This is a genomic window from Myxococcaceae bacterium JPH2, from assembly GCA_016458225.1.
Classification (GTDB): domain Bacteria; phylum Myxococcota; class Myxococcia; order Myxococcales; family Myxococcaceae; genus Citreicoccus.
The window spans coordinates 87,071-112,288 of record JAEMGR010000003.1; the positions used below are offsets into that span (position 1 = coordinate 87,071).

Annotated in this window: 16 protein-coding genes and 1 pseudogene; 12 read left to right on the plus strand and 5 right to left on the minus strand. The window is 71.0% G+C overall.

The features are described 5' to 3' along the window. Nucleotides 1-46: 46 nt before the first annotated feature. A complete protein-coding gene (locus JGU66_05115; GenBank protein MBJ6760132.1) occupies nucleotides 47-3,082 on the minus strand; it encodes a DEAD/DEAH box helicase family protein in 3,036 nt (1,011 codons plus the stop codon). Between the two features lie 778 nt (nucleotides 3,083-3,860). Here JGU66_05115 and JGU66_05120 point away from each other — a divergent pair. Next, nucleotides 3,861-5,648, plus strand: coding sequence for a PAS domain S-box protein (locus JGU66_05120; GenBank protein MBJ6760133.1), 1,788 nt, complete (start codon nucleotides 3,861-3,863; stop codon nucleotides 5,646-5,648). Nucleotides 5,649-5,995: 347 nt separating this feature from the next. Here the strand turns inward: JGU66_05120 and JGU66_05125 are convergent. Beyond that, nucleotides 5,996-6,115 (minus strand): annotated as a pseudogene (locus JGU66_05125) (polymer-forming cytoskeletal protein). 23 nt (nucleotides 6,116-6,138) lie between these two features. Between JGU66_05125 and JGU66_05130 the strand changes: the two are divergent. From JGU66_05130 to JGU66_05165, 8 genes are all read left to right on the plus strand, one after another. Further along, nucleotides 6,139-7,770: a cytochrome C gene (locus JGU66_05130; protein MBJ6760134.1), complete on the plus strand. Its 1,632-nt coding sequence runs from the start codon at nucleotides 6,139-6,141 to the stop codon at nucleotides 7,768-7,770. Between the two features lie 28 nt (nucleotides 7,771-7,798). Then, nucleotides 7,799-8,959, plus strand: a complete 1,161-nt coding sequence (locus JGU66_05135; protein MBJ6760135.1) for an FIST C-terminal domain-containing protein — start codon at nucleotides 7,799-7,801, stop codon at nucleotides 8,957-8,959. Nucleotides 8,960-8,962: 3 nt separating this feature from the next. Then, a complete protein-coding gene (locus tag JGU66_05140) occupies nucleotides 8,963-11,917 on the plus strand; it encodes a response regulator (protein MBJ6760136.1) in 2,955 nt (984 codons plus the stop codon). Beyond that, entirely contained in the window at nucleotides 11,910-12,323 is a 414-nt protein-coding gene (locus JGU66_05145; protein ID MBJ6760137.1) for a response regulator, read from the plus strand. Before JGU66_05140 ends, JGU66_05145 begins: the two co-directional genes overlap by 8 nt. Nucleotides 12,324-12,543: 220 nt before the next feature. Continuing rightward, entirely contained in the window at nucleotides 12,544-14,328 is a 1,785-nt protein-coding gene (locus JGU66_05150; protein MBJ6760138.1) for a hypothetical protein, read from the plus strand. Beyond that, nucleotides 14,325-15,473, plus strand: a complete 1,149-nt coding sequence (locus tag JGU66_05155) for an aminotransferase class V-fold PLP-dependent enzyme (GenBank protein ID MBJ6760139.1) — start codon at nucleotides 14,325-14,327, stop codon at nucleotides 15,471-15,473. Before JGU66_05150 ends, JGU66_05155 begins: the two co-directional genes overlap by 4 nt. Continuing rightward, entirely contained in the window at nucleotides 15,470-16,504 is a 1,035-nt protein-coding gene (locus tag JGU66_05160; protein ID MBJ6760140.1) for an ArsR family transcriptional regulator, read from the plus strand. Before JGU66_05155 ends, JGU66_05160 begins: the two co-directional genes overlap by 4 nt. Before the next feature lie 231 nt (nucleotides 16,505-16,735). Further along, a complete protein-coding gene (locus JGU66_05165) occupies nucleotides 16,736-17,401 on the plus strand; it encodes a dienelactone hydrolase (GenBank protein MBJ6760141.1) in 666 nt (221 codons plus the stop codon). Nucleotides 17,402-17,492: 91 nt separating this feature from the next. On the opposite strand, the gene JGU66_05170 is transcribed toward JGU66_05165, so the two are convergent. Further along, nucleotides 17,493-18,554 (minus strand): HAMP domain-containing histidine kinase, encoded by a 1,062-nt coding sequence (locus tag JGU66_05170; GenBank protein MBJ6760142.1) that lies wholly within the window; start codon nucleotides 18,552-18,554, stop codon nucleotides 17,493-17,495. 129 nt (nucleotides 18,555-18,683) lie between these two features. On the opposite strand from JGU66_05170, the gene JGU66_05175 reads away from it, so the two are divergent. After that, nucleotides 18,684-19,064 carry a response regulator gene (locus JGU66_05175; protein MBJ6760143.1) on the plus strand — a complete coding sequence of 127 codons (381 nt, stop codon included), beginning with the start codon at nucleotides 18,684-18,686 and terminating at the stop codon, nucleotides 19,062-19,064. Between the two features lie 141 nt (nucleotides 19,065-19,205). Continuing rightward, nucleotides 19,206-19,601, plus strand: a complete 396-nt coding sequence (locus JGU66_05180; protein MBJ6760144.1) for a response regulator — start codon at nucleotides 19,206-19,208, stop codon at nucleotides 19,599-19,601. Nucleotides 19,602-19,613: 12 nt separating this feature from the next. Here JGU66_05180 and JGU66_05185 read toward each other — a convergent pair whose 3' ends face one another. Then, the gene (locus tag JGU66_05185; GenBank protein MBJ6760145.1) at nucleotides 19,614-20,921 is read right to left on the minus strand and encodes an AarF/ABC1/UbiB kinase family protein; all 1,308 of its coding nucleotides are present in this window, start codon (nucleotides 20,919-20,921) and stop codon (nucleotides 19,614-19,616) included. A 77-nt stretch (nucleotides 20,922-20,998) separates the two neighbouring features. Next, nucleotides 20,999-22,807: a protein kinase gene (locus JGU66_05190; protein ID MBJ6760146.1), complete on the minus strand. Its 1,809-nt coding sequence runs from the start codon at nucleotides 22,805-22,807 to the stop codon at nucleotides 20,999-21,001. 630 nt (nucleotides 22,808-23,437) lie between these two features. On the opposite strand from JGU66_05190, the gene JGU66_05195 reads away from it, so the two are divergent. Next, the gene (locus JGU66_05195; GenBank protein MBJ6760147.1) at nucleotides 23,438-25,156 is read left to right on the plus strand and encodes a cobalamin-dependent protein; all 1,719 of its coding nucleotides are present in this window, start codon (nucleotides 23,438-23,440) and stop codon (nucleotides 25,154-25,156) included. Nucleotides 25,157-25,218 lie beyond the last annotated feature (62 nt).

Below are 25,218 nucleotides of genomic sequence, written 5' to 3' on the forward strand. Positions count from 1 at the left end.
GGCCGGGGACGGAAAGTTTCAGCCTTCCGCCCCCGGTGGCCGCCGCTCAACGGTTCAGCGTGAAACCGGAGGCGGCGTCGAGCACGGGCTTCGCGCCCGCGAGCGCCTGGAGCAGCCGCTCGTAGTGCGCGCGCTCGGCGCCGAGCTGGGCCTCCACCGCCTCGGCGGCGAGCCCCTGGTGCGTGAGCGACAGGCGCAGCCGCTCCAGCGCGGCGTCCCGCTCCGCCTCGATGCCCTTGCGCGCCTGGGTGGCCAGCTTCGCCAGCGCGGCGGCGGCGGCCTCCTCGGCCACGGGCACCGCCGCGTCCACGAAGGCGCCAAAGCCCGGGAACGCGCGCAGCACTTCGTCACCCTTGAGCGCGCGGCCTTCAATCTCCAGCGCGTGGAGGACCGAGGCATCGGCCTTGGGGCCGCCCGCGGACTCCACCACCGCGAGGTGCAGCAGCGAGCGCTCCAGGAAGCGCGCCAGCTGACGGCTGGGCACGCGCGCGCCCGGTGAGGTGTCCTCGGGCTCGGGGAGCTGCACGTGGAAGAGGAACTCCAGGCCGCGGGCCTTCTGGGGGCCGCGCTTCTCGATGGCTCGGAAGGCGCTGCGGCCATACGGGCCATCGCGCAGGAAGCCGAAGAGGGCCTCCACCAGCGGGTGGCCTGTGGCGAAGTACTCCAGCTCCTCGGCCTCCACGGCGGTGTCGCGCCAGAAGGTCCCCAGCACCGTGCGGTCCTCCAGCACGTCGATGCCCGGCAGCCCGTCCACCTTGAGCGCGTGGCCGAAGTGGAAGGCCACCTGGAACGCATCCACCTGCTCGTCCGTGTCCACGCCGATGCCCACGCGGCGCGCCAGCTCGGTGACGGTCTCCTCCAGGCGCTCGTCCAGGTCCCGTGCCACGCCCCACAGGCCGTCTTCCAGGGGCTGGGCCTCGGCGTCCTCGTCGGGCTCCTCGCCCATGCGAGCCAGGGCGCGCTTCACCAGCCGCTCCACCGCCGGCTTGTCGAAGCTGCGCAGGTCCAGCAGCGGATCATACGCGCGCTTCACCTGCGCCCGCGCCGCCTCCACGCGCGTCTTCAGCTCCTGCGCGTACGCCATGCGCTCCTCGCGCGGCACGAGCGCGAGCTCCGCCAGCCGGTCCTCCACCTCCTCCAGCACCGCGTCCAGGCCGCCCACCGTCTCGCCGAAGACGCCCACCGCGTCCGACAGCAGCATCAGCACGTCCGCCGCCAGCGTGCCCGCCGGGTCGAACACGTGGATCTCCACCGGGTGCGACTGGCCAATGCGGTCCAACCGACCGATGCGCTGCTCCACCGTGGCCGGGCTCCAGGGCAGGTCGTAGTGCACCAGGTGGTGCGCGAACTGGAAGTTGCGGCCCTCGCCGCCCACCTCCGTGCACACGAGCACCTTCGGGCCCTCCGGATCGCGGAAGCGCGCCACCTGCCGGTCCCGCTCCACCAGCGGCAGGTCGCCGTGGTAGCCGAGCGACTCCACGCCCTCGCGCCCCAGCTCCGCCTGGAGCATGTCCAGCGTGTCGCGGCTCTCGGTGAACACGAGCACCTTCGCGCGCGGCTCGCCCTTCCAGATGACGCCCTGGAGCACGCGCAGGAACGCGGAGAACTTCGCGTCGCGCGCGGGCAGCTTCAGGCCCGAGTCCTTGAGCGCCGGGTTGGAGCGCACCGCGCCCGCGAAGGACGCGGCGCTCGACTCCAGTCGGCGCAGCACGTTGCCCAGCGGCGCGCCCCGCAGCGATGACTTCGCCAGCGCCGCCAGCGCCGCGTCGCGCGTCTTCAGCTCCTCGGGGCTCAACGTCACCGGATGGCGGTGCAGGCGCCGCGTGGAGAAGCCGCCCACCACCGCGCGCCGGTTGCGCACCAATCGGTCGGACAAGCTGTACGTCTCCGCCAGGTGCGCCAGCAGCGCCTCGCGGTCCTTGAGTGACGTGAGGCGGCTGTCCTCGGGGAAGCGCCTGGCCAGCGCGCGCACCGCCTCGGAGGCCTTGCCGCCTTCCAGCAGCGAGCGCACCGCGGCGGACAGCTCCTCCTGCCGCTGGAGCCGCGCCTCGAAGCCCTCCACGGTGGGCGCCGTGGCCGCGTCGATGAGCGTGAGCAGGCCGTGGTACTCGGCCGGGTCCAACTGCATGGGCGTGGCGGTCAGCAGCAACAGGCCCCACGAGTTGGCGGCGAGTCCGCGCGCCGCGGCGAAGGCCTTCTCGCCCTTGAGGTGGTGCGCCTCGTCGATGATGACCAGGTCCCAGAACGCGTCCTCGCCAGCCACCTCGCGGCGGTGCTCCTCCGAGCGCGCGAGCAGCTCCAGGCTCGTCACCACCAGCGGGAAGCGCGCCCACGGCGACACGCCGGGCGCCTCCTTGAGGGACTGCGCGTGGCGATCCGAGTCCATCAGCGTGAAGAGCTGGTTGAACTTGTGGAACAGCTCCACCAGCCACTGCACGGTGAGGTGGCTGGGCGCCACCACGAGCACGCGACGCGCCAGCCCCACCAGCCGCAGCGCGCTGAACACCATGCCTGCTTCAATCGTCTTGCCCAGGCCCACTTCGTCCGCGAGCACGAAGCGCGGACGCCGCGCGGACAGCACGCGCTGCACCACACCCACCTGATGCGGCTTCACCATCACGCGGCTCGCGAGCAGCGCGCCCAGCGCGTCACCGCGACGCTCGTCGTCCAGAATCAACGCCTGCTTGCGCAGGGTGAAGGCACGCGCCTCGCCCACGCGCCCCTCGCGCAGCGTGGACACCAGGTCCGAGCGCGGCGGCAGCGCGCGCACCTCGGACTCGGGCAGCTCGTCCTCTTCTCCCGTGTCCGCGAAGCGCACCACGTAGCGGCGCAGGCCGCGCGCGCCGGGCTCCTCGCCCAGGATGACGGCCTTGCGTCCCTTGGGGGTCTGCACCGGCTCGCCCCGGGCCAGCGCGGTGGGCACCAGCGCCCCGCCCTTGGCGGACACCAGCACGGGCGCGTCCTCGCGCCCCGGGAAGGCAACGAGGGCCCGAGCCCCCTCCTCCTGAAGCGACAGCAAATGCCCCACGCCCCATTCGGGCTGGGGCAGGTAGCGGACCTTCAAACCTTCAACGAGGGACATGGCGCTCCATAACTCCGGCCCGCGGCGAAGGCCATCACGTTGCCATCCCCCCTGCACCTCCCCGCGCCCCGGTCAACTCCCCCGGTTGCCGCCGCCCCCCCTCGCAGTGTCCACGGCCAGACGCCCGGTCCGGTCCGCGCCTGCGCGGCTCGGTCCGCGCGCCACGGCCACCTCGGCCACGCCCTCGGGGCGAGCGCGCTGTCCATGGGTCAACGAGGCCCCGTCCGTGGGTCCCATGTTGGGGCAGGGCCCGCATCGGTGATGTTGAGGGCTGTACTGCACGCAAGCACTCGGTGCCGTTCGGGGGGAGTGCAACATGCTGCGCCGTTGGACCTTCGCTCAGCGAGTGGGGGCAGGTCTGTCCGCCTGCCTCCTGACCGGCCTCGTCCTCCTCGGCACCCTGTTGTCCACCGCGCGCACGCTCGCGTCCGATGAGGACTCGGGCACGCACCAGGCCTCCGACTTCCTCGTGGAGGTGGAGCGGCTGCGGCGCGCCTTCGCGGAGATGGTGGCCACGGGGCGGGGCTACATGTTGTCCGGCGCGCCCGCGGACTTGAGGGCGCGGGAAGTCGCGCGCGAGCGCTTCCGGGCCTCGCTGCAGCGGCTGGAGACGCACCCGGCCGGCCAGAACTTCCGGCCCGAGGTGGCCGCCCTGCGCAAGGCCGAGGAGCTGGCCGAGGTGCACGTGGCGGACGCGGCGGCGCGCAACCTCCTGGACCCGCTGGAGCACCGCGTGCGCGCGGAGGAGACGCCCGCGCGCCAGGAGGTGGAGCAGCGCATGGAGGCGCTGGCGGACACCGCCGAGAGCGCGCTGGTGGCCCGGCTGTTCGCGCAGCACGAGGCGGCTCGGGGCTGGCTGCACCACGCGCTGATAGCGGGCGTGCTGGGGCTGGCGGGCGTGGGCGCGCTGGGGCTCGTCCTGCGGCGCTCACTGGAGCCGCTGCACAACGAGCATGTGCAGAGCGAGCGGCGGCTGCACCTCTTCATGGACGGCGTGTCGGACTACGCGCTGTGCTTCCTGGAGCCGGACGGCGCGGTGTCCGGATGGAGCACCGGCGCCGAGCGCCTCACCGGGTGGACGTCCGAGGACATCGTCGGGCTGGGCGTGGAGGTGCTCCACCCCGAGGAGGCGCTGGCCACCGGGCTGCCCCGCAGCTACCGCGAGCGCGCCGCGCGCGAGGGTCGCCTCCAGTCCGAGGGCTGGCGACTGCGGCGCGACGGCTCGCGCTTCTGGGCCGAGACGCTGCTCACCGCGCTGCACGACGAGCGCGGCCGGCTGCAGGGCTTCGCCGAGGTGACGCGCGACATCACCGAGCGCCGCCGCGTGGAGCGCATGCAGGCCTTGCTCGTGGAGGCAGGCCGCGTGCTGCCCCCGCTCGCCAGCGCCCCCGAGCTGGGCGCGGCGCTCACCCGCCTGTGCGTCCCGGAGATGGCCGAGGCGTGCGTCCTGTACTCGGAGGACGATGACGGCGTGGTGCGCCCGGTGGCCGTGACGTGCGCGGACCAGGGCACGCGCGAGCGGCTGTGGGAGCCGCTCCTGGGCAGCCCCGAGGCCGACGAGACCGGCCCTGGGCGCGTGGTGCACACCGGCCGCGCCGAGCGCTTCCTGGAGGTGGACCCCGAGCGGCTGCCGCCCGCCGTGCGAGACAGCGCCCAGGGTGAGCTGTGGCGGGCCCTGGGCGTGCGCTCCGCCCTCACCGTGCCGCTGGCGGTGGGCCCGCGCATCGTGGGCGCGCTGAGCCTCTTGTCCACCCGCCCCCACCGCCGCTACGGCGCCGCGGACCAGGCGCTGCTGGAGGAGCTGGCCGCGCGCGCCGCGCTCGCCATGGACAACGCCCGGCTGCTGGCCGAAGCCCAGGGCGCGCTGGAGCTCATCGGCGTGGCGGCGCACGACCTGGGCAACCCGCTCAGCTCCCTGCAGCTCCGCCTGCGGCGCCTGCGCATGCTGACCGCGAGCACCCCGGACGCGCGCCTGCGCGACGGGCTCACCCTCGCCGAGGGCGAGACGCTCCGCCTGGGCCGGCTGGTGCACAACCTGCTGGACCTGTCGCGCCTGTCCGCGGGCCGGCTGGTGCTGGACACCGAGGAGCTGGACCTGGCCGAGCTGGCGCGCGAGGTGGTGGACCGCCACGCGGACCAGGCCGCCGCCGCTGGGTGCGCCCTGAGCGTGCGCGCCGACGATGGCGCCACCGGCCCCTGGGACCGCCAGCGCCTGGACCGCGTCCTCACCAACCTCGTCAGCAACGCCCTCAAGTTCGGCCCGGGTCAGCCCGTGGAGGTGCACGTCGAGGTGGACGCCCGCCACGCCCGCCTCGTCGTGCGCGACCGCGGCGTGGGCATCCCCAGCGAGGCCCAGGAGCGCCTCTTCTCCCGCTTCGAGCGGGGCCTCGCCGGCGGCCACCAGCCCGGCTTCGGCCTGGGCCTCTACATCGTCCGCCAGCTCGTCGAGGCCCACGGCGGCACCATCCGGGTCCACAGCCGAGTCGGGGAAGGCTCGGAATTCACGGTGGAGCTTCCCCGCCTCCCCGCCGCGTCCATCCCCCTCGCGGCCGAGGCCCGTGCCTAGCGCCCTGGGGTGACTCCACCCCAGGCATGTCTTTCTATCTCTTTGATAACACTCAGAGTTCAGTTCCCAGCGGAATTGTTTCTTAAAAGTTGAACCTGTCTGTTCAATACGGATATTCTTCGTACGGCTAAAAAGTCCTGCTCTCCGGAAAGTCGGAAACAGGACGGACGCCGCCCTCCTCGCCCCCCAGCGAACGAGGCCTTCGGCTCCACCGGCCAGGACGTCCCCCAGGCGTCCGCTTTCACACGTACGAAGGAGTTCCCCCATGGGTGGCATTGGAGCAGCTCGGACGCCTTGGACGCGTCTAGCGCGCGTTGCATCCCCCTCAGGAGTCCCCGGTCGTGCCTCGCTGCTGGCGATGTTGGCGGGCTTGATGGTGGCGTGTGGCGGGCAGGAGGCGGACGGCGAGCCGGCATCGTTGGAGTCCCAGGGACAGGCGCTGGCGGCGGAGGACGCGGACCTCGCGCGCCGGCCGACCCAGGCGCCCGCGGTGCCACTGGCCCTGGAAGTGAACAATGGCCAGGGCGTGCCCCTGAAGGTGCGCGCCGGCCAGGCCTTCTACGTGAACCAGCTGGACATCCGCGCGTCCATCAACGCCTTCAAGGACGAGGGCGTGAACGGGCTGCGCCGCGACGGTGACTTCACCGGCGTGGGCTGGATGGGCGTGCAGCAGGCGGACCAGGAGTTCGTGCTCCTGTCCAACGCGGACGGCACCTATACCCGCCGGCGCTTCTTCCGCGGCGCGGCGTGGATGGACCTGCCCAGCTTCTTCATCGTGGAGCCGGTGGACGCGCGCGGCTTCCTCACCGGCCTGCCCATCGTGCTCAACGCCGGCACCGAGCACGAGCGCCGCACCAACCAGGACGACTTCTTCATCCGCCGCTTCCGCGCCATCCAGTGGACGCGCGACTGCGTCAGCACCGAGAGCTGCGCGGGCGCCAAGGTCTTCGAGGAAGAGGCCCTGGTGGAGCTCAGAAACGCCTACGAGCACTCCAAGGCCCAGACGCTCACCTTCCGCGCGGACACCCGCGGCGTGCGCCTGCGCTGGAGCCTGCGCCCCGCCGCGCCCTGGCTCATCCCCGTGGAGCAGGTGAAGAACCCCGAGTTCGCCTACGGCTTCGGCATCGACATCCAGCCCCTTACGCCGCCGGGCGCCAACGGAACCTACGCCCCTGGGTCGGACATCACCTTCCAGCTCACACTTCGTGACGGCGCCGGCAAGCGACTTCACCCCAAGGGCAGCCTGCCCACCTACAATGAGACCGTTCCGCCCGGCGCCCCCGGCAACGCGGCGGGAATTCAGTATTATTCAGCTTTCTTCGACCCGACGACGACGTATTACCGGCGGAAGCACCGGGAGCGGATGATGATGACGCAGCTCATCGGGCCGGCGCAGGACATCCAGCCCATCCGCACCATCATCGACCTGGAGGCCTTCCTGGATGACTCGGCGGACGTGCAGACGGTGGCGACCCCCGAGCGCGATGGCGTCTATGGCCAGTTCATGACGTTCCCGCCGGCCAACAAGCTCTTCGGCGGCGCCTTCTTCCCCAACGAGGGCCGCTGGGACGCGCCCGTGAGCGACACGTGGACGTACCACATCCCGGCGGACGCGCGCCCCGGCACCTATCTGGTGTCCGCCAAGGCTCGCCGCGTGTACCTGGGTGAGGACCGGCCGGCGTCGCGCACCATCGAGATCCAGGTGGGCAGCCCGGTGCACACCGAGGCCAAGCTGACCACCGGCCCGTGCAACAGCTGCCACAGCCAGGGCGGCCAGCTGGCCGAGGTGCTGCACGGCAACGACAACCGCGCCGCGTGCGCGGCGTGCCACGCGCCGCTGGGCTTCGAGCTGGAAGGCCCCATCGTCGTGCGCACGCACTTCATCCACTCGCGCTCGAACCGGTTCGACGCGCCGCTGGAGAAGTGCTCTTCCTGCCACCTGACCCAGGACAGCACGCAGCGGACCAGCAAGGCCGCGTGTCTGTCGTGCCACAAGAGCTACCCGGACAGCCACGTGGCGAAGTTCGGCCCCATCGAAAGCATGTACGTCGGCGGGGGCCGCGAATCCTTCCAGCAGTGCACCGGCGCCTGCCACAAGACACACCCGGGCAGCGGCTTCTAGGCCGCCGCCCTTCTCGAGGAGGTTCTCCATGGCACAAGTGAAGATGCAGACGGCTCGCACCACACTCGCCGAGCCGGCCGCTGCCGCGGAGGACCTCCTACGACAACTCAACGGGCCACCGCCCAAGCTGGTGACGCTGTTCGCGGCGCGCAACCGCAATCAGCTGGAACTCAACCGCGCGGTGCGCGCGCGGCTGCCCAAGGAGACCCGCCTGGTGGGCGCCACCACCGGCGGAGAGCTGGACAACGACGGCATCCACGAGGACACCGTGGTGCTGGGCGCCATGTCCGGCGACTTCGAGGTGGGCCTGGGGCTGGGCAGCGGGCTCACCGTGGACGCGTTCGGCGCGGGCGCCGCGGCCATCAAGCGCGCGTGCGAGGAACTGGGCGTCCGGCAGCAGGACCTGAATCCGCGCCACTACGTCGGGCTCGTGATTGACGACGGCTTCCGCTACAAGAAAGAGGAGCTGCTGCTGGGCATCCTCGACAAGAGCCAGACGCTGGTGCTCGTGGGCGGCGGTGCCAGCGACTACAGCCGGGACCCCGCGCGCCAGTCCGCGCTGGTGCACGTGGACGGCGAGGTGGCCGGCGACGGCGTGCTGGTGGCCCTGTTCAAGACGAACGCGCCGTGGGGCGCGCTGCGCTCGCACTGGTACGTGCCCACCGGCGAGAAGCTCACCATCACCCGCGTGGACGAGACGCACACGCGCGCGCTGGAGATCGACGGCAAGCCCGCGGCGGCGCGCTACGCGGAGCTGTTGGACGTGCGCCCGGAGGACCTGGAGTTCGGCAGTCCGCGTGGCTTCGCGGTGCGGCCCACCGCGCTCAAGGTGGGCCGGGAGTACTTCATCCGCGCCGCGTGGCGGCCGCTGGAGGACGGCTCCATCCTGTTCGCCAACCTGCTCGAGGAAGGCAGCGAGCTGGAGCTGATGAAGATTGGCGACATGGCGGGCATGACGCGCGCCTTCTTCACCGAGGAGCTGCCGCGCCGGGTGCCCAACCCCCAGGCCACGCTCCTGTTCCACTGCAGCGGACGCATGTGGTACGCGGGCGCCACCGGCTCGGTGCCCCAGCTGTCAGAGGCGATGAAGGTCGCTCCCACGGCCGCTGGGATGAATGTGCACTTCGAGATCTACTCGGGGTTCCACATCAACACCACGCTGACCGTGCTGGCTTTCGGGGCGAACTGATTCATGGCCACCCAATCGTCTGTCGCGGAGCCCGTCGCGGGCCCTCCCTCCACCGTTCTGCTCGTCGGTAGCGAGCGGGAGTACGCCCTGGCCCGCACGGCCCTGGGGCGCGCGGGCGTCGCCGTGGCGCTGGAGGTCGTCAGCACGCAGCCGGCGCTGGAGGCCGCGCTCGTCCGCCCGTGGGTGCTGGTGCTGTGCGGCGCCGAGGCCCAGGGCCTGGACTGGGCCAAGGCCCACGCCACCTGGACGGCGCGGGGCCTGGAGCTGCCCTTCGTGGTGCTGTCCGGTGAGTGGAGCGAGTCCACCCTGTCCGCGGCCATGCGCGCCGGCGCGCGGGACTACGTCACCGAGGACCGCTACGGCCACCTGCCCTTCGTGGTGGAGCGCGAGCTGCGCCTGGCCACCGAGGAGCGCCAGCACCTGGACACGGCCAGCGAGCTGAAGCGCACCAACTGGATTCTGGGCAACATCATCGACTCGCTGCCCTTCGTCCTCTTCGTGAAGGACGCGCAGACGCGCCGGCTGGTGGTGGCCAACCAGACGTTCGCGGACGCGTTCAAGGTCACCAAGGAGTGGCTGCTCGGGAAGCTGGACCACGACTACTTCCCGCAGGAGCAGGCGGACTCCTTCGTCGCCATCGACACGGAGATCCTCGAGACGAAGAAGATGAAGACGTTCGAGGAGGTGGCCCGCGCCGGTGGCGTGGACCGCATCTTCGCCACGCGCAAGATTCCGCTGCTGGATGACACCGGCACCGCGCGCTACGTGCTCGGCGTCACCGAGGACATCACCGAGCGCAAGCAGAACGAGGAGATGCTGCGCGCGTCCACCTCGGAGCTGGCCGCGGCCAACCGGCAGCTCGCCGCCAGCCTGGAGGAAATCAAGCGCACGCGCGCCGTCTCCGCCCGCTCGCTGGCCAGCTACCAGCAGCGCGCGCTCCAGATGGAGATCATCCGCCAGCAGAACGAGGACCTGGACCGGCTGGCCCAGGAGCTGGCGGTGGCCAAGCGCAACGAGGAGGAGCGCGCCCGCGAGGCCGAGGCCGCCGCCCGCCTCAAGAGCGAGTTCCTGGCCAACTTCAGCCACGAGATTCGCACGCCGCTCAACGGCATCATCGGCTACTGCGACCTGCTCATGCGCGAGGAGGGCAACCGGCTCACGCCGCACGGCCGCCGCGACCTGGGCGTGGTGAAGACGAACGCGAAGACGCTGCTGGCGCTCATCAACGACATCCTCGACCTGTCCAAGATTGAAGCGGGCCGCGTGGAGGTCGTCACCGAGCAGGTGGACGCGCAGGAGCTGGCCGACGAGTGCATGGCCACGGTGAAGGAGTACCTCAAGGGCAAGGACGTGGCCCTCACCACGCACATCGACGACGTGGCGCGCATGGTGCGCACCGACGCGCTGAAGCTGCGGCAGATCATGCTCAACCTCTTGAGCAACGCCGCGAAGTTCACCGAGACGGGCGAGGTGGCGCTGTCCATGGCCTCCGCGGGCGGCGGTGAGCTGCTCATGAAGGTGGAGGACACGGGCGTGGGCATCCCGTCCGACCAGCTCCCCTTCATCTTCGAGAAGTTCCGTCAGGTGGACGGCTCCACCACGCGCAAGGTGGGCGGCACCGGGCTGGGGCTCGCCATCGTGCGCGAGCTGTCTCGCGTGCTGGGCGGCACCGTGGCGGTGACGAGCACCCTGGGGCGCGGCTCCACCTTCAGCGTGCGGCTGCCCAGCGTGCTCGCGGACTCGCCCAACCACCCGCGGCCCCACAGCGAGCGGCTGGTGCCGGTGGAAGAGGTCGCGGGCCAGCTCGCGCCCGTGGCGCAGCCGGGCAGCACCGTGCTGGTGGTGGATGATGATCCGCTCATCCAGCAGCTCGTCGTCGGCCAGCTGGAGCCCGCGGGCTTCAAGGTGGTGACGGCGGATGACGGCATCTCCGCGCTCAACCTGGCCCGCCAGGTGAAACCGCAGGCCATCCTCCTGGACATCCACCTGCCGCGGCTGGACGGGTGGTCGGTGCTCAGTCAGCTCAAGGGCGAGCCGACCCTGGCGGGCATCCCCGTCATCCTCGTGTCCGTGGAGGAGCAGCGCGCGCGCGGCTTCAGCCTGGGCGCGTGCGAGTACCTGGTGAAGCCCGTGGAGCCCGAGCGGCTGGTGGAGGTGGTGCAGCGCTGCCTGGCCTCCTCGGGCGTCACCTCGGGCTCGGGCACCGCCGAGGTGCTGGTGGTGGACGACGACGCGGCCACCCGCGAGCTGGTCAGCCGCAACCTGCGCCGCGCCGGCTTCTCCACCAACGAGGCCCGCAACGGCGAGGACGCGCTGCTCAAGGCGCGCGTGTCGCCGCCGTCGCTGGTGGTGTTGGACCTGATGATGCCCAACCTGGACGGCTTCGAGGTGCTGCGCCGGCTGCGCGCGGAGAAGCTGGCCGTGCCCGTGGTGGTGCTCACCGGCAAGACGCTGAGCCACGACGAGGAGACACTCCTGCGCGATGGCTTCGCGGGCTTCGTGCGCAAGGGCGGCCACGCGCTGGAGGACGTCATCGCGCAGGCCAAGGGGCTCTTGCTATCCCAGCGCGCCGCCAGCGCCGGACGGCTGCCGCGCGTGCTGTACGTGGAGGACAGCGCGCAGAACCGGGACATCGTCCGCCGCTACCTGGGCGGGCTGTTCGACCTCATCGAAGCGGAGGACGGCGAGCACGGCCTCGAGCGCGCCACCCGCGACAACCCAGACCTCATTCTGATGGACCTGTCCCTTCCCCGCCTGGATGGCTGGGAAGTCACCAGGCGGTTGCGAGCACTTCCCTCCGTGACGCAGGTCCCCGTGATTGCCGTCACGGCCCACGCCGGAAGGGAATACCAGGACAAGGCGCAGGCGGCCGGGTGCAATGCCTACCTGACCAAGCCCTTGGATCGTGAACAGTTGCTCGAGACCATCCGCAAGCATCTAGGGAGAAGCCATGGCTGAAGCAAAAACTCGCGTCCTCGTCGTGGACGACGACCCCGACCTGCTCGACCTCGTGCAGCGCTCGCTGAGCGCCTACGGATTCGAAGTGCAGACCCACACCTCCGCGCTGGGGGTGTCCAACATCGTGCGCGCGTCCGAGCCCGACTTCGTGCTCATCGACGTGAACTTCCCCGCGCTCAAGGGCGACAAGGTCGTTGGCCTCGCGCGTCAATACGCGCCGCCGGGAACGCGCTTCATCCTCTACTCGGCCTCGGATGAGTCCAAGCTGCGCTCACTGGCATTGGCCTCGGGCGCGGATGGCTACATCTCCAAGAGCGTCCAGGGCGCGGAGCTGGCCCAGAAGCTCCAGGCCATGCGCCTCAAGCCCCGCCCGCCCAATCCCAATCCCGCACCTGTCGAGGGGTGAGCATCTGCCCGCGCGAGGCAATTCCCCCACGCGCGGGCATTTGATGGTATGCAGCGAATCGATGTGACTCGCAGTAGTGATGTCATCACTGTTAGTCCCGTAGCTGCCTTCCCCGTTTGAGCAGTGCCGTACCACCTGGTGCCCGCGGCTCCCCAGTCCCGCGGGCACGTCCCCAAAGAAGTCCCTTCCGAAGTCCCTCACCCCCCGCTCGGAGGGCCTCATGCACTCGACCACTGATTACAGCCACGCGGAAAAACTACGCCTCGAGCTGGAGCAACCGCTGTTCAACCCGCTGTTGAAGAAGTGGGTGGGCCGAGGGGAGTTGGACTACGAGCTGTATTTGAAGACGCCGACGTTGCTGTCGCTCCAGTCCACGGAGACGGAGCTGGTGGCGCACGACGAGCTGATGTTCCAGATCGTCCATCAGTCGCAGGAGCTGTGGCTGAAGTTGGTGTCGCGCGAGATGGTCGAGGTGGTGGACGAGTTGGATCGCGACTCGCTTTGGGCCGTGTCGTCGCGGCTGGAGCGCGTGGCGCGCATCCTCCGGTGCGTGTCGTCGGAGATGGCGGTGCTGGAGACGATGACTCCAGACACGTACCAAACCATCCGCCGCAGCCTGGGCAATGGCAGTGGTCAGGAGTCCCCCGGCTACAACACGCTGCGCACGGCGGCGAGCGGCATGGAGGACGCGCTGGACCGGCTGCTGGCGCGGCGGAGCACCACGCTGATGGCGGTGTACTCGGGCCACGGCACCACGGACCTCAAGCGCGTGTGTGAGCAATTGGTGGACGCGGACGAGGCCTTCCAGGGATGGCTGTACGCGCACTTCCAGCTCGTGCGCCGGACCATCGGCGTGGACCGGCAGGTGAAGGCGCTGGATGGGTTGCCCTCGCAGGTGCTGGCGGCGCGGATGAACCTGCCGCTGTTCCGCAAGCTGTGGGACGTGCGCGTGGAGATGACCACGGCGTGGAAGCGCGAGGGAGGCCATGCGCCCGGCGTCGAGCGGAGCGCCGGCGGCGGCTGCCCGGCCATGGCGGAGCTGCGCGCCGAGGCTGAGCGTGCCGCGGCGGGAGCAACGCCAGTGCTCGCCGACGCGCCCCAGACCGAGGCGGCGCATATGCCCAAGGCCGCGCACGCGAACGTCACGGCGCACGTGCCCAAGGCTGCGCACGCGGACGTCACGACCCACGTGCTGGTGGCTGCGCACGCGGCCGCGACAGCGCACATGCCCGTGGCGATGCAGGCGAGCCCGGCTCCGCAGATGCACGCGGACGCGGCGGCCCACATGCCTGCCTCCTTCTCGAACCTGCCGTACAGCCGCGAGGAGATCGCGCGGATGGCGGCGGCCGCGGGCTGCCCCATGCACGCGGAGCTGGCGAAGCGCGGCGAGGACAGCGCCAAGGCGGACGCCGCGAAGGCACCGCACGCCGAGGCACACGCGGACGCCTCGCACGGGCGCGACGAGGCGCCTCGCGCGACCGTGGCTCACGCTGGGCATCCGGAGCTGTCTCACCGTCGCGCCGAGGCTCCGCGCCCCGGAGCACCGCACATCACGCACGGGACTCACGCCGAGCCGCATCGTCGCGATGACACCCCGCGCCCCACGCTCGCGCACGGGGCGCACGCCGAACCCCACCGTCGTGACGAAGTCCTGCGCAGCAGTCTCGCGCACGTCGCGCACGCGGAGCCGCACCGCCGTGATGACACCCTGCGCGCCAGTCTGGTCCACGGCGCTCATGCGGATCTCCGCGTCGGCACGGTGCACGGGGCGCACTCGGATGCGGTCCATCACGGGGGACATGCCTCGCATGCCCACGCGGACTCCCTGCATCGACGCGAGGAGCTGGGGCGAAGCGCTGGAGGCCACCCCGTTTCGCCGCATCGCGCGGTGGACCCCATCACCGCGGGCGCGCACCACGCCTCGGACTCCTCCACCCGCGCGAGCGTGGGCACCCCGACCCCCGTGCCCTCCACGTACCTGAACCCGCCCAGAGGGCGGTCATGACCGCTGCGCCCACGTCGCTCTCGACGCTGCGCGCGCACTATCCCCTCCTCGCGTCCTGCACGTACCTCAACAGCAACTCCACCGGCGCCTTGCCGGTGGCGGTCGAGCGGGTGCTCCGCGAGTACTGGGACACGATGCGCGCCTGGCGCGACGACGCGTGGGAACGCTGGATGGACGGCATCTTCGGCTACGCGAACACGGTGGCGCGCCTCATCGGTGCGCCTCCGGGCTCGGTGGCCACGGACGTGAGCCTGAGCACGTTGCTCGGGCGGCTCGGCACTAGCTTCGACTGGAGCGGGCCGCGCCGCCGCGTCGTCGTGACCGACCTGGAGTTCCCCACCGTGCCCTTCCTGTGGAAGGGCTTCGAGCGCTACGGCGCCGAGCTGGTGGTGGTGCCCTCGCGCGACGGGCGCGTGGACGAGGAGCGCCTGTGCTCGGCCATCGATGAGCGGACGCTGCTCGTCTCCGTGTCGCATGGGAGCTTCTCCACCGGCGCCGTCCTGGATGCCGCGCGCGTGGCGAAGGCCGCCCATGCGATGGGGGCGCTCATCGCGCTCGATGCCTACCAGACCGTGGGCACCGTGCCGGTGGACGTGGGCGCGCTGGACGTGGACTTCCTCCTGGGCGGCGCGCACAAGTGGCTGAGCGGATCCGAGGTCGCGTACCTGTACACGCGCCCCTCCCTGCTCCCCACCCTGCGTCCGGCCGCCACGGGCTGGCTCGCGGGCGACGCGCCGTTCACGTTCCAGCCCTCCGGAGACTACGCGCCGGACGCGCGCCGGCTCATGGCGGGAACCCCCGCGCCGCTCCTCGCCCTGCTGTCTCGTCCGGGCCTGGACCTGCTGCTGAGCGTGGGCGTGGAGGCCATCCGGGCCCACTCGCTCGCGCTCACCTCGCGCATCATCGCGCGAGCCGACGCGGCGGGGCTGACCGTGGTGACGCCGCGCGAGCCACACCGGCGCGGCGGCGTGGTGTGTCTGCGATTCCCGGGCGACACGGACGTGGTGAAGCGACTGGCCGCGAAGTCTTTCATCTGCAGCCACCGCGGCTCACTGCGCATCGGGCCGCACTTCTACAACACCGCCGAGGAAGTGGAGGCCTTCATGGATGCGCTGACCGAGGAGCACCGGAGGGCAGCGGCATGAGCGCGCTCGCCATGGACGCCAGCTCGCCGCGCGCGCTGTTGCACCTGCTCTTCAACGGCGCGCGCGCCGTGGACGTGCTGGAGACCGCCCTGGCCCTGGGCCTGCTCGACGTGCTGGAGCCCGGCCCCGTGACGCTCGGCGCGCTGGCCGCGCAGCACAAGCTGGTGCCCGGCCGGCTCTACAAGTTCCTCGACTGTCTGGAGAGCCTGGGGCTCGTGAAGCGCGAGCAGGACTCGGACGCGCTGGAGTCCGCGCGCTACCGCGCCGTGCCGGGGCTGCGCGCCGCGGCCGAGGCCGTGCTGGGCCTGCACTCCCTGGAGCGCGACCGCGAGCAGTACGCCTGGCAGGAGCTGCGCGGCCGACTCCCCGAGGTGCTGCGCGGCGCCCACTCGATGTCCACCGCGTCCTTCGACTGGCCTCCGCGCACCGCGTCTCAAGTCGAGGGCTTCGAGTCCAGCATGGCCGCGGGCCTCGGCCCCATCCTGGAGACGTTCCGCACGCACGCGGCGAGCCTCTTCTCGGCGGGAGCGCGGCTGCTCGACGTGGGCGGCGGCGATGGCACGCTCGCGGGGCATCTGCTCCGCGACCATGTGGGGCTCAGCGTGGACGTCTACAACCTGCCGGCCACCGAGCCGCTGGTGGCGCGCACGCGTCAGCGCTTCGAGCACCCTCCCGCGCGCATGGGCTTCGTGGGAGGAGACTTCCTGCGCGAGGCCCTGCCGACGGGCTACTCCGCGCTGTCCTTCGTGCGCGTGCTGCACGACTGGCCGGCCGAGGTGGCCCGGTCGCTGATGAAGGCCGCGTACGAGGCGCTCCCCTCGGGAGGACGCATCCTCATCTGCGAGGAGTTCCGAACCCCGGAGCGACTGGCCGCGCAGTTCTTCTGGTCCTACTTCCTCATGGGGGTGGACTCGTGCGTCAGCCGACTGCGCGAGGTGGATTTCTACCTGCGAACGCTGGAGGAAGTGGGCTTCCACGCGCCGCACGTGAAGCCCGGGCCCTTCGAGCTGGTCGTCGCCCTCAAGCCCTGAGGCCGGGTGTCTCGCAGCGGACGGAAGGGCGCGGTTTCTTGCTCACCGCGCCCTCGGCAATGCTCAACTCCCTGAAGCCATACGCAGACGGGAGGAGCCTCCATGAAGGGTCCCCGGTCACGGTCGGGGTGGAGCGCCGCGTCGAGCGGCGTGAGGCTGGCGGAAGCGGAGCCTGGGCCCCGTGAGCACGGGGACGTGGGCGTGGGGCGTGTCGGCCCCGAACGCGAGGTCATGGTTCCGGTGGATGACGCCACCGTGCTGCGCGGGCGACTGGCGATTCCCCCGGGCGCGGTGGGCCTGGTGGTGCTGGCGCGCGGCAGTGACAGCAGTCGCGGCAGCCTCCGGCTCGCGCAGACGGCGGGGCTGTTGCGACAGGCCGGGCTGGGCACCCTGCTCCTGGACCTGCTGACCCACGTGGAGGAAGAGGAGCGGCGCACGCGCCAGCTTCGCTTCAACATCGGGCTGCTCGGCCTGCGCATGGCGGGCGCGGCGCGATGGCTCCAGCGCAGCGCCCTCACATCCCGACTGCGCGTGGGCTACTTCGGCTCGCACACGGGAGCAGGCGCCGCCCTGTGCGCGGCGGCCTCGCGCCCGGAATGGGTGCACGCGGTCGTCTCGCGAGGTGGGCGGCCAGACCTTGCCGGAAACGCGCTGACTCGGGTGCGAGCCCCCACGCTGCTGTTGGTGGGCGGCGCAGACGCGCTGGGCCTGGAGGTCAACGACCGGGCCTGCGCCACGCTGCGCGCCGACAAGCACGTCGAGGTCATCCCCGGCGCGACGCATCACTTCCATGGGCCCGGGGAACTCGCGCGGGTGGCCGAGCTCGCCAGCCAGTGGTTCCTCCTGCATCTGACCGAAACGCCCGCGTCCGCATGGGAGGCAGCACCCACGCCATGAAGCGCGCGCACCGCCCGGCAAGCGGCCTGCGAGAGGAGGACCGCGCGGTGGAGATGGCCTGTGCCCCGGGCGCGGGGCTCGCGCACCCGGCTCAACGCCCAGAACGCGGCGGCCAGCGCGGCAGCCACGCGGTGAACGTCGTGCCCCCGGGCTCGGTGGACGTCACCGTCAGGGTGCCGTGATGCGCGAGCACAATCTGTCGCGCGAGGAAGAGGCCCAGGCCCACGCGGCCCGCCTCCGTGCGCTCGCGTGGCTCGAAGAGGTGCGGCAGCCGCTCGGCGGGGATGGCCGGGCCCTCGTTGTGGACCTCGAACCGGACCCCGTCCTGCTCTCCGTGACTGCCCACGGTCACCACGCCGTCCGGCGCCCCGTGCAGCAATGCGTTGCTGACCAGGTGCACGAGCAACTGCCCCATCCGCTCGGGATCCCAATCACCGTGGCCTTCGCCGGACTGCGCGTGTCGCAGCGCGCGGCCCGCGTGCGCCTGGGCCATTCCATCCAGCGAGTGCTCCACCAGCTCGTGCAAGTCGAACGAGCGGTACTGAAGCACCAGCCCTCCGCCCACCTTCGCCTGCGCGAAGTCGAGCACGCTCCCGAACACGCGATGCACCCGCTCGGCCGAGGCGAAGATGCGCCCCACCGCGGACTCCAGTCGCCCGCCCAGCTCGCCACTGCGCAAGAGCGCCAGCGCCAGCTCCTGGATGTGCGCGAGCGGCGCGTCCAGGTCGTCGCGCAGGATGCCCAACACCCGGCGCTCGAACGCCTCATGCTCGCGCACCACCTCCGCGAGCCCGCCCTCCTCCGCGTACAGCACCACCCCGAAGCCTCCGGTCTCCGGCGGCAGCCGACGCACCGTCACCCGCGCCAGCTCGGTGCCACCGTCCCGCCGCGCCACGGCCAGTCGCGCCCGCGCGACACCCCGCGCCTCCGCCTCGCGCAGCAGGCCAGCGGGCCGTCCCGCGCGCGCATCCTCTGCCCCGAAGAGGGCCTCGAACGGCTGACCCACGCGCTCCGCCGTGGCGTGGCCCCATCGGCGCTCGGCCCCTGCATTCCAGCTCGCCACGCGGCCCCCTGGGTCCACGCGGACCAAGGCGAGCGAATCCAGGTCCTCTACCGGCACGGTCCATCGCGAATCGACTTCAGGTTCGGCCATGACTTCCTCGCTGAGGCGCGCCAGCCAACGTTCCCCTCGAACTCAAGTACAGCTTGAAATCGAACAAGGACCGCAATTGGGTGGAATTTTTCACTCCCACGCGCACGGCCCGCCCGTTACGTTGTCCAGGTGCCAGCCGAGACCTCACAGCGCACGGTTCTGGTCGTGGAGGATGACCCGGACATCCGGGGGGCCGTCTGCGAGCTGCTCGAGTTGGAGGGCTACGGTATCGCCTCCGCCCGCCACGGCGCCGAGGCGCTCCAGTATCTGAACGGGCGGGCGCACCTGCCCTCCCTCATCCTGCTGGACCTGATGATGCCGGTGCTGGACGGCCAGGGGCTGCTGGAGCGGCTCCGCGCCGACACGCGGCTTTCCACCATCCCCGTGCTGGTGCTGACGGCGAGCCCCATGGCGACGCCGCCCGTGGGCGCGGTGGGGCTGCTGCGCAAACCCGTGCAGTTGGAGGAGCTGCTCGATGAAGTGGCCCTGCGCTGTGCACCGACGCACTGAGCCCGCAGGTCCCAGGAACGAACGCGCGGCCGGGATGGCGACAGCGCGTCGGGGCTGGGTGATACTCGGGGCGAGACGGGCCGTTCACATGGGAGTGCGGCCCGAACCTGTCATGTCCGCGCAACCTTGGGGGGAAGTGCCTTGTCGGAGATGAAGATCCGCGTGCTCGTCGTGGACGATGACCAGGACCAGTTGGTCCTGGCGGAACGGACCTTGAGCGCCTTCGGGTTCGACGTGCGGACGCACCGCTCCTCATTGGGCGTGTCCAACCTGGTGCGCACCACGACGCCGGACCTCGTCCTCCTGGACGTGAACATCCCGGCGCTCAGCGGCGACAAGGTGCTCGCGCTCGCCCGCGCGCAGGCCCCCAAGAACACCCGGTTCATCCTCTTCTCCGCCTCGGACGAGTCCAAGCTGCGCGCGCTCGCGCAGTCCTCGGGCGCGGATGGCTACATCTCCAAGAGCGTCCAGGGCGCGGACCTGGCCAAGAAGCTGGAGCAGCTCCACAAGAAGGGCCGTCCTCCGTCCACGCCCTGAGCGGCTCCGCGCTCAGGCGGATGGCAGGGCCGCCACTTCCAGGAAGGCGCCGCGGAAGTCACCGCTCGCGCCCACCATGCGGAGGTTGAGGTTCAGCCCTCCGGTGGAGCGGAAGAACATCACCGCCTCGGCCGGCGGCTTCACCTTGAGGAAGCGCGCGGCGTTGCCGGAGAAGTAGTTGCGCAGGTCGCGGCTGACATTGCACGTCGCATAGTCATACGGCGTCGTGCGCAGCGGCCGGCCCGCGATGTGGAGCACCTCGCTGAGCAGCCCCGCGGCCTCGGGCCCCGGCAGCTCCACGGTGAAGCCCACCTCGCGGCACAGCTCCAGGATGTCAGGCCGCTCGTGCTCCAGGGAGAGCGCGAACATGCGCCGGTTGACGTCCACGAAGCGCGGGCTGAAGCGCTTGACGGAGCCGAAGTCGAGCAGCCCCAGGCGCCCGTCCGGCATCACCATGAAATTGCCCGGGTGAGGGTCCGCGTGAATCTCGCCCGCGCAGAAGAAGGGCCCGTAGGTGGCGCGGATGAGCTGGCGCGCGACGCGGAAGCGCTCCTCCGGCGAAGGCTCCGTCGTCCCCCAGTCCTTCAACGTCTGCCCCGGCAACAGCTCCAGCGTGAGGACGCGCGCCGCGCTGAGCTCCTCGACGACGGTGGGCACGTACAAGTCCGGCAGGCGCGCCACGCTGCGCTTGAAGCCCGTGGCCAGCGAGGCCTCGCGGCGATAGTCCAGCTCCAGCATCAACTCGTCTCGGAACTCCTGGAAGTAGGCGGTGCCGTCCAGCAAGCGAGACGTCTTGGACACGGTCTTCACCACCATGCCCAGGTTCTCCATGTCGTGGAGCATGGAGCGCGCGATGCCTGGGTATTGCACCTTCACCGCCACCGGCCGCCCGTCCTTCAGCACCGCGCGGTGCACCTGCCCCAGCGACGCGGCGGCGATCGCCTCCGGCGTGAACTCGCGGAACAGCGCCTCGGGCGGCGCGCCCAGCTCCTCGCGCACCACCTGGACCACCTGCACGTAGGACATGGCCGGGGCCTGGTTCTGCAAGCGGGCCAGCACCTGCCGCACCTCGGGCGTGGCCAGGTCGGGGTCCATGGAGATGGCCTGCCCCAGCTTCATGGCCGCGCCCTTCATCTCGCCCAGGGTGGCGACGAGCTTCTCGGCCGTCCCCCGGCCCATCAGCTCGGGCGCCTGCCCGACCATCCGCTTCGCCCCGGACTTCAGGGCCTCTGCGCCTACCTGGACAGAGAGCCCCGCCAGCTTGCGCAGCCGGGTGAAGCGCCCCTGCGGAGGCAACGAATCATCGGAGTCGGAAGACATGTCCCAACTGGATTAACGAGGAGCCCGTCCGGGGACGCAAGGCAAGCGCAGGTCCCGCGAGCGCTCGATTACTCGCCCTACTTGGGAGGCTGAGCGCCGCGCAGCCGGGACTTGAGCGCACGCCAGCGCTTGAGCCCCTCCAGGTCCAGCGGATCCACGCGCAGCGCCTGCTCATAAGCGGCGAGCGCCTCCGCGTACCGGCCCACCGACGCGAGCGCATCACCGGACAGCCGGTGCACCGCGGCCCGGCCATCGCGCCCCGGGTTGGCCGCGAGGAAGCGGCGGCGGCACTGCTCCAACATCGTCACGGTGAGGCCGGCGGACAGGCAGCGCTCGATGCCCTCGACGTTGCCCAGGGCCGCGTCGTACTCGGCGCGGCGCTCCACGGGGCCCAGCGTCTGGAACGCCAGCACCAGGCGCTCCATGGTGCGATCCACCTGGGCGCGCTGGTTGGCGGACAGGGGCCGAGACTTGAGCAGCTCCAGGGAGCCTCGCGCGCGCTGGGTGCTGGTGCGCACCGCCTCCGCGGTCGCGTCGCGCGGCAGCTCCAGCACCGCGTAGTGGTCGCCGCCCAACCGGCGGCGGAAGCCCTGGAGGATGGCCTCGGCCTCGGGGTCCTCCGGCGCGGGCGTGGGCGGCGGCGTCAGCGGGGCCTTCCGGTCGCCCGACTTCAAGCGCGCCAGGGCGTCGTGGAAGGCGGGGCCCGTGTCACGAAGCTGCACGCCGAAGCCCGGGTTCATCCGCCACGCGCGGGCCTGCTCCACCGTCACGTGGCGCACCACCTCACCCGAGCACGACAACTCACCACCGGGGAGGCGCAGCACCAGGCTCACGTCCGACAGCACCGGCGGCGGCGAGCCTTCCATCTGGAGGAACAGGCCCATGCGGCCCACCCACTCGCAGCGCAGCTCCTGCGTCGTGTTCGTTCCGTCCCAGCGCACCCGCGCGGTGAAGGCGGGCGGCGCGGTGGGCGCCTCCGGCACCAGCGCGGTCTCGAGCGCGGTACGCAGCGCCGCGGCGGAGGCGAAGCGATCCTCGGGGCGCTTGGCCAGCGCGCGCAGCAGCACGCGAGACAGGGCCTGCGGGACTCCGGGCCGCAGCGTGTGAGGCGCCGCGGGCGTCTTCTGCAGGTGCCCGATGAGCACCTCCGCCGCGTTCCGCCCCGCGAAGGGCACCTGTCCGGTGAGCAGCAGGTAGCCCAGCACGCCCGCGGCGTAGATGTCCGTGCGCGCGTCCACGGCGCCATCACCGCACTGCTCGGGGGCCATGAACTCGGGCGTCCCCAGCAGCACGCCGACCTCGGTGGTCATCTGCCCCACGGGCCGCGACAGCAGCTTCGCGATGCCGAAGTCCAGCAGCTTCACGCGGTGCTTGCCGCCAGTGCCCGGCACGAGGAAGACATTGGCGGGCTTGAGGTCGCGGTGGACGATGCCATGCGCGTGCGCGGCGCCGAGCGCGTCACAGACCTGCATCATCAGCTCCACGACGAGCGCCGGCGCGAGCGGCTCGGTGGCGAAGGTCGCGAGGTTCTGCCCCTCCAGGTACTCCATCACCAGGTACGGGCGCCCATCGCGCGCGTCCAGGTCGTAGAGGGTGACGACGTTCTCGTGCTGCACCAGCGTCAGCGTGCGCGCCTCGGACAGGAAGCGGGACACCAGCTCCGGCTCCTGCGCCAGATGCGGGTGCAGCACCTTGATGGCCACGCGCTTCTGGATGAGGGCGTGCTCCGCCAGCACCACCGTCCCCATGCCGCCCCGGCCCAGCTCTCGCACCACGCGGAAGCGGCCGAACTCCTGGCCCACCAGCGACTCCGCCGCGCCCACCATCAGCGGCGCCACGGGCGTCACGCCGGGAGACTCCGGAGGCGGCGTCCCCGCGTACAGCATCGTGCTGCCTCCCGTGTCCCGGTCACGCAGCAGCGTGGGGCAGTCCCCCGCATGGGAGTGCGGCTGCGGGCACGAGCAACTCTGGGACGACGGAACGAGCACGGGGTTCAGGGGACGTGGGGTGTTGGGAAAGTGACGCGGCGGGGCGTCTTGCGATGGCCGTGCCATGAAGGAAACAGGCGAATGGCCATGGCGGCGAGAAACGATGACGGGGAGGCGCCTCGGACTGTGGGCAGTGTTCGCAAACGTGCGCTCCCGGACTTGCGCGGAGCTCCTCCTGTCCTCCGGCGAAAGTTACAGCCATCCCATTGAAGAATCTTCTTTCCCCACCACACAACGCACATCCTGTGACTTCTTGAGCATTATCCGCCAGCGAACATGCGCCGCCGAGCGGACGACCTCTCCGGTCCGAGGGCGAATACCGCTCAAGCCTTGAAAGTGATGGCAGGTATCCGGGCTCCGCGTGGAGCCCTGGACTTGGAGGCGGAGGCGCGTTCCGATCGTCCGGGAGGGACGCGGGCGCGTTCTGGCCGGACGCTCGGCGAGCGAGAGGGCGCCCACCATTCCGCGCCGATGGCCGGGGGTGTTCGTCTACTGTGGCTCGGTCTCGGAAAGGTCAGTGCTCGCCTCATGGGTAGTGGTCGTGTGCTCTCGCCAGTTCTCCTCGTCGGCGCCGGAACGGGCGAGGCCACGTGCGGCATTCTCTATCTGGCCAGCTACCTGCGGCGCGGTGGCATCGAGGCCTTCGTCCGGCTCTACGACGGAGACGAGACCGAGGCCGAAGTCACGCGCACGTTCGAGGCGCTCCTCGCCCGAGTGCGTCCCAAGCTGGTGGGCATCAGCTTCAAGTGGTTCCACCACGTGGACCGCGCGCTGCTCATCGCGCGGACCGTGAAGCGCATCGACCCGGAGATTCAAGTCGTCGTGGGCGGCAACTCCGCCTCGTATTGGTGGCGGGAGCTGAGCGCCTACGACTGCATCGACCGCATCGTGTTGGGAGATGGAGAGCGGCCCTTGCTGGCTCTCTGCCAGGGGGACGCGTCACCGCCCAACTGCGTGACGCGGGCGCCGGATGGTCGGCCGCGTCGCCTGCCGCTGGAGTACGTGCAGGGCGCGACGAACAGCGAGGACGTCCACTACTCGCACTTCCACGAGATGTTCCTGAGCCAGATGGACCTGCACTCCTTCTCGGGGTGGGTGGCGCCGGGCAAGGGGTGCGGCGAGAACTGTCTGTATTGCGGCGGGGCGCGCGGCAATCAGAAGGCGGGGTTCGGGCGCGCGAAGCCCTTCCTGCGCGCGGAGGAGAGCGTGCGCAAGGACCACGCCGAGATCGCGTCGCGGACGTGGCAGCTTCGCTACGACTTCTCGGGGAGCACTGCGGAGTTCCTGGGGAGCACGTGGGCGGGCGTGGACTTGTCACGCCACTGCTGCACGTACTTCCTGTGGGGCGTGCCGCGCGTGGAGTTGGTGGACGCGTTGGCGGCGACGTTCCAGCGCGTCTACATGGTCGTCGACATCGGGTGCTTCTCCGAGCAGCAGCGCCTGGAGCAGATGCGGCGCGGATTGCTCAAGCCCTGCGCGACGGACACGGAGCTGCTGGCGCTCATCGAGGCGAGTCGTCGCCATGCGAACCTGGGCATTGAAATCTCGGGCATCGGCGGGCTTCCGTTCGCGAGCCGAGACACGCTGGCCGAAGAGGTGCGGCTGGTGGAGCGCATCATCGGGATGGACTGCGTGGTGGGCTATCAGCGGCTGGAGGCGCAGCCCGGCGCGCTCGTGACGGAGCATCCCGCGCGCTTCGACATGGAGACCGAGGCGCGAACGTTCACGGAGTTCCTCGACTACTTCGAGCGGCGCGAGCCCGGAAACAACTCGGTGCCGATGATCCGCTTCCGCGACGCGGGGCTGGAAGCGGCGGTGCAGCGCACCTCCGACCAAGTGGACGCGCTGGCGTGGAAGCACCGGGACTCGAAGCGGCAGGTCACGGTGCGCGATGGAACGCGGCTCAAGAACACGGCGCCGTGGACGCAGCGCTTCACGTTGGGCGAGTGGCTGGGGAATCACCGGGCCACGGCGAAGGTGGCGCAGGAGCCAGTGACGGTGCTGCGCTCGGTGGATGGCATCACGCTGAGCTGCGCGCCGTCCGTGAGTCCACGGAAGTTCTCGGACCCCACGCTCGTGCTGGGCGCGGACGGAGACATCCTCCTGAAGGCGCTGGGCACATTCGAGCGAGCCACGACGGTCTCCAGCGCGGTGGCGCAGCTCGGGAAGAAGGCGCGGTTGGATCCGCACTCCGCCCGCGAAGTGATTGATCACCTCGTGGACGGCCGCTTCCTCCAGCCCGCCTGAAGCGCCGCACCACCGGCGTTTGAGGTGAACAGAATACCCCTCCCTCTTACTGAGGGAGGGGT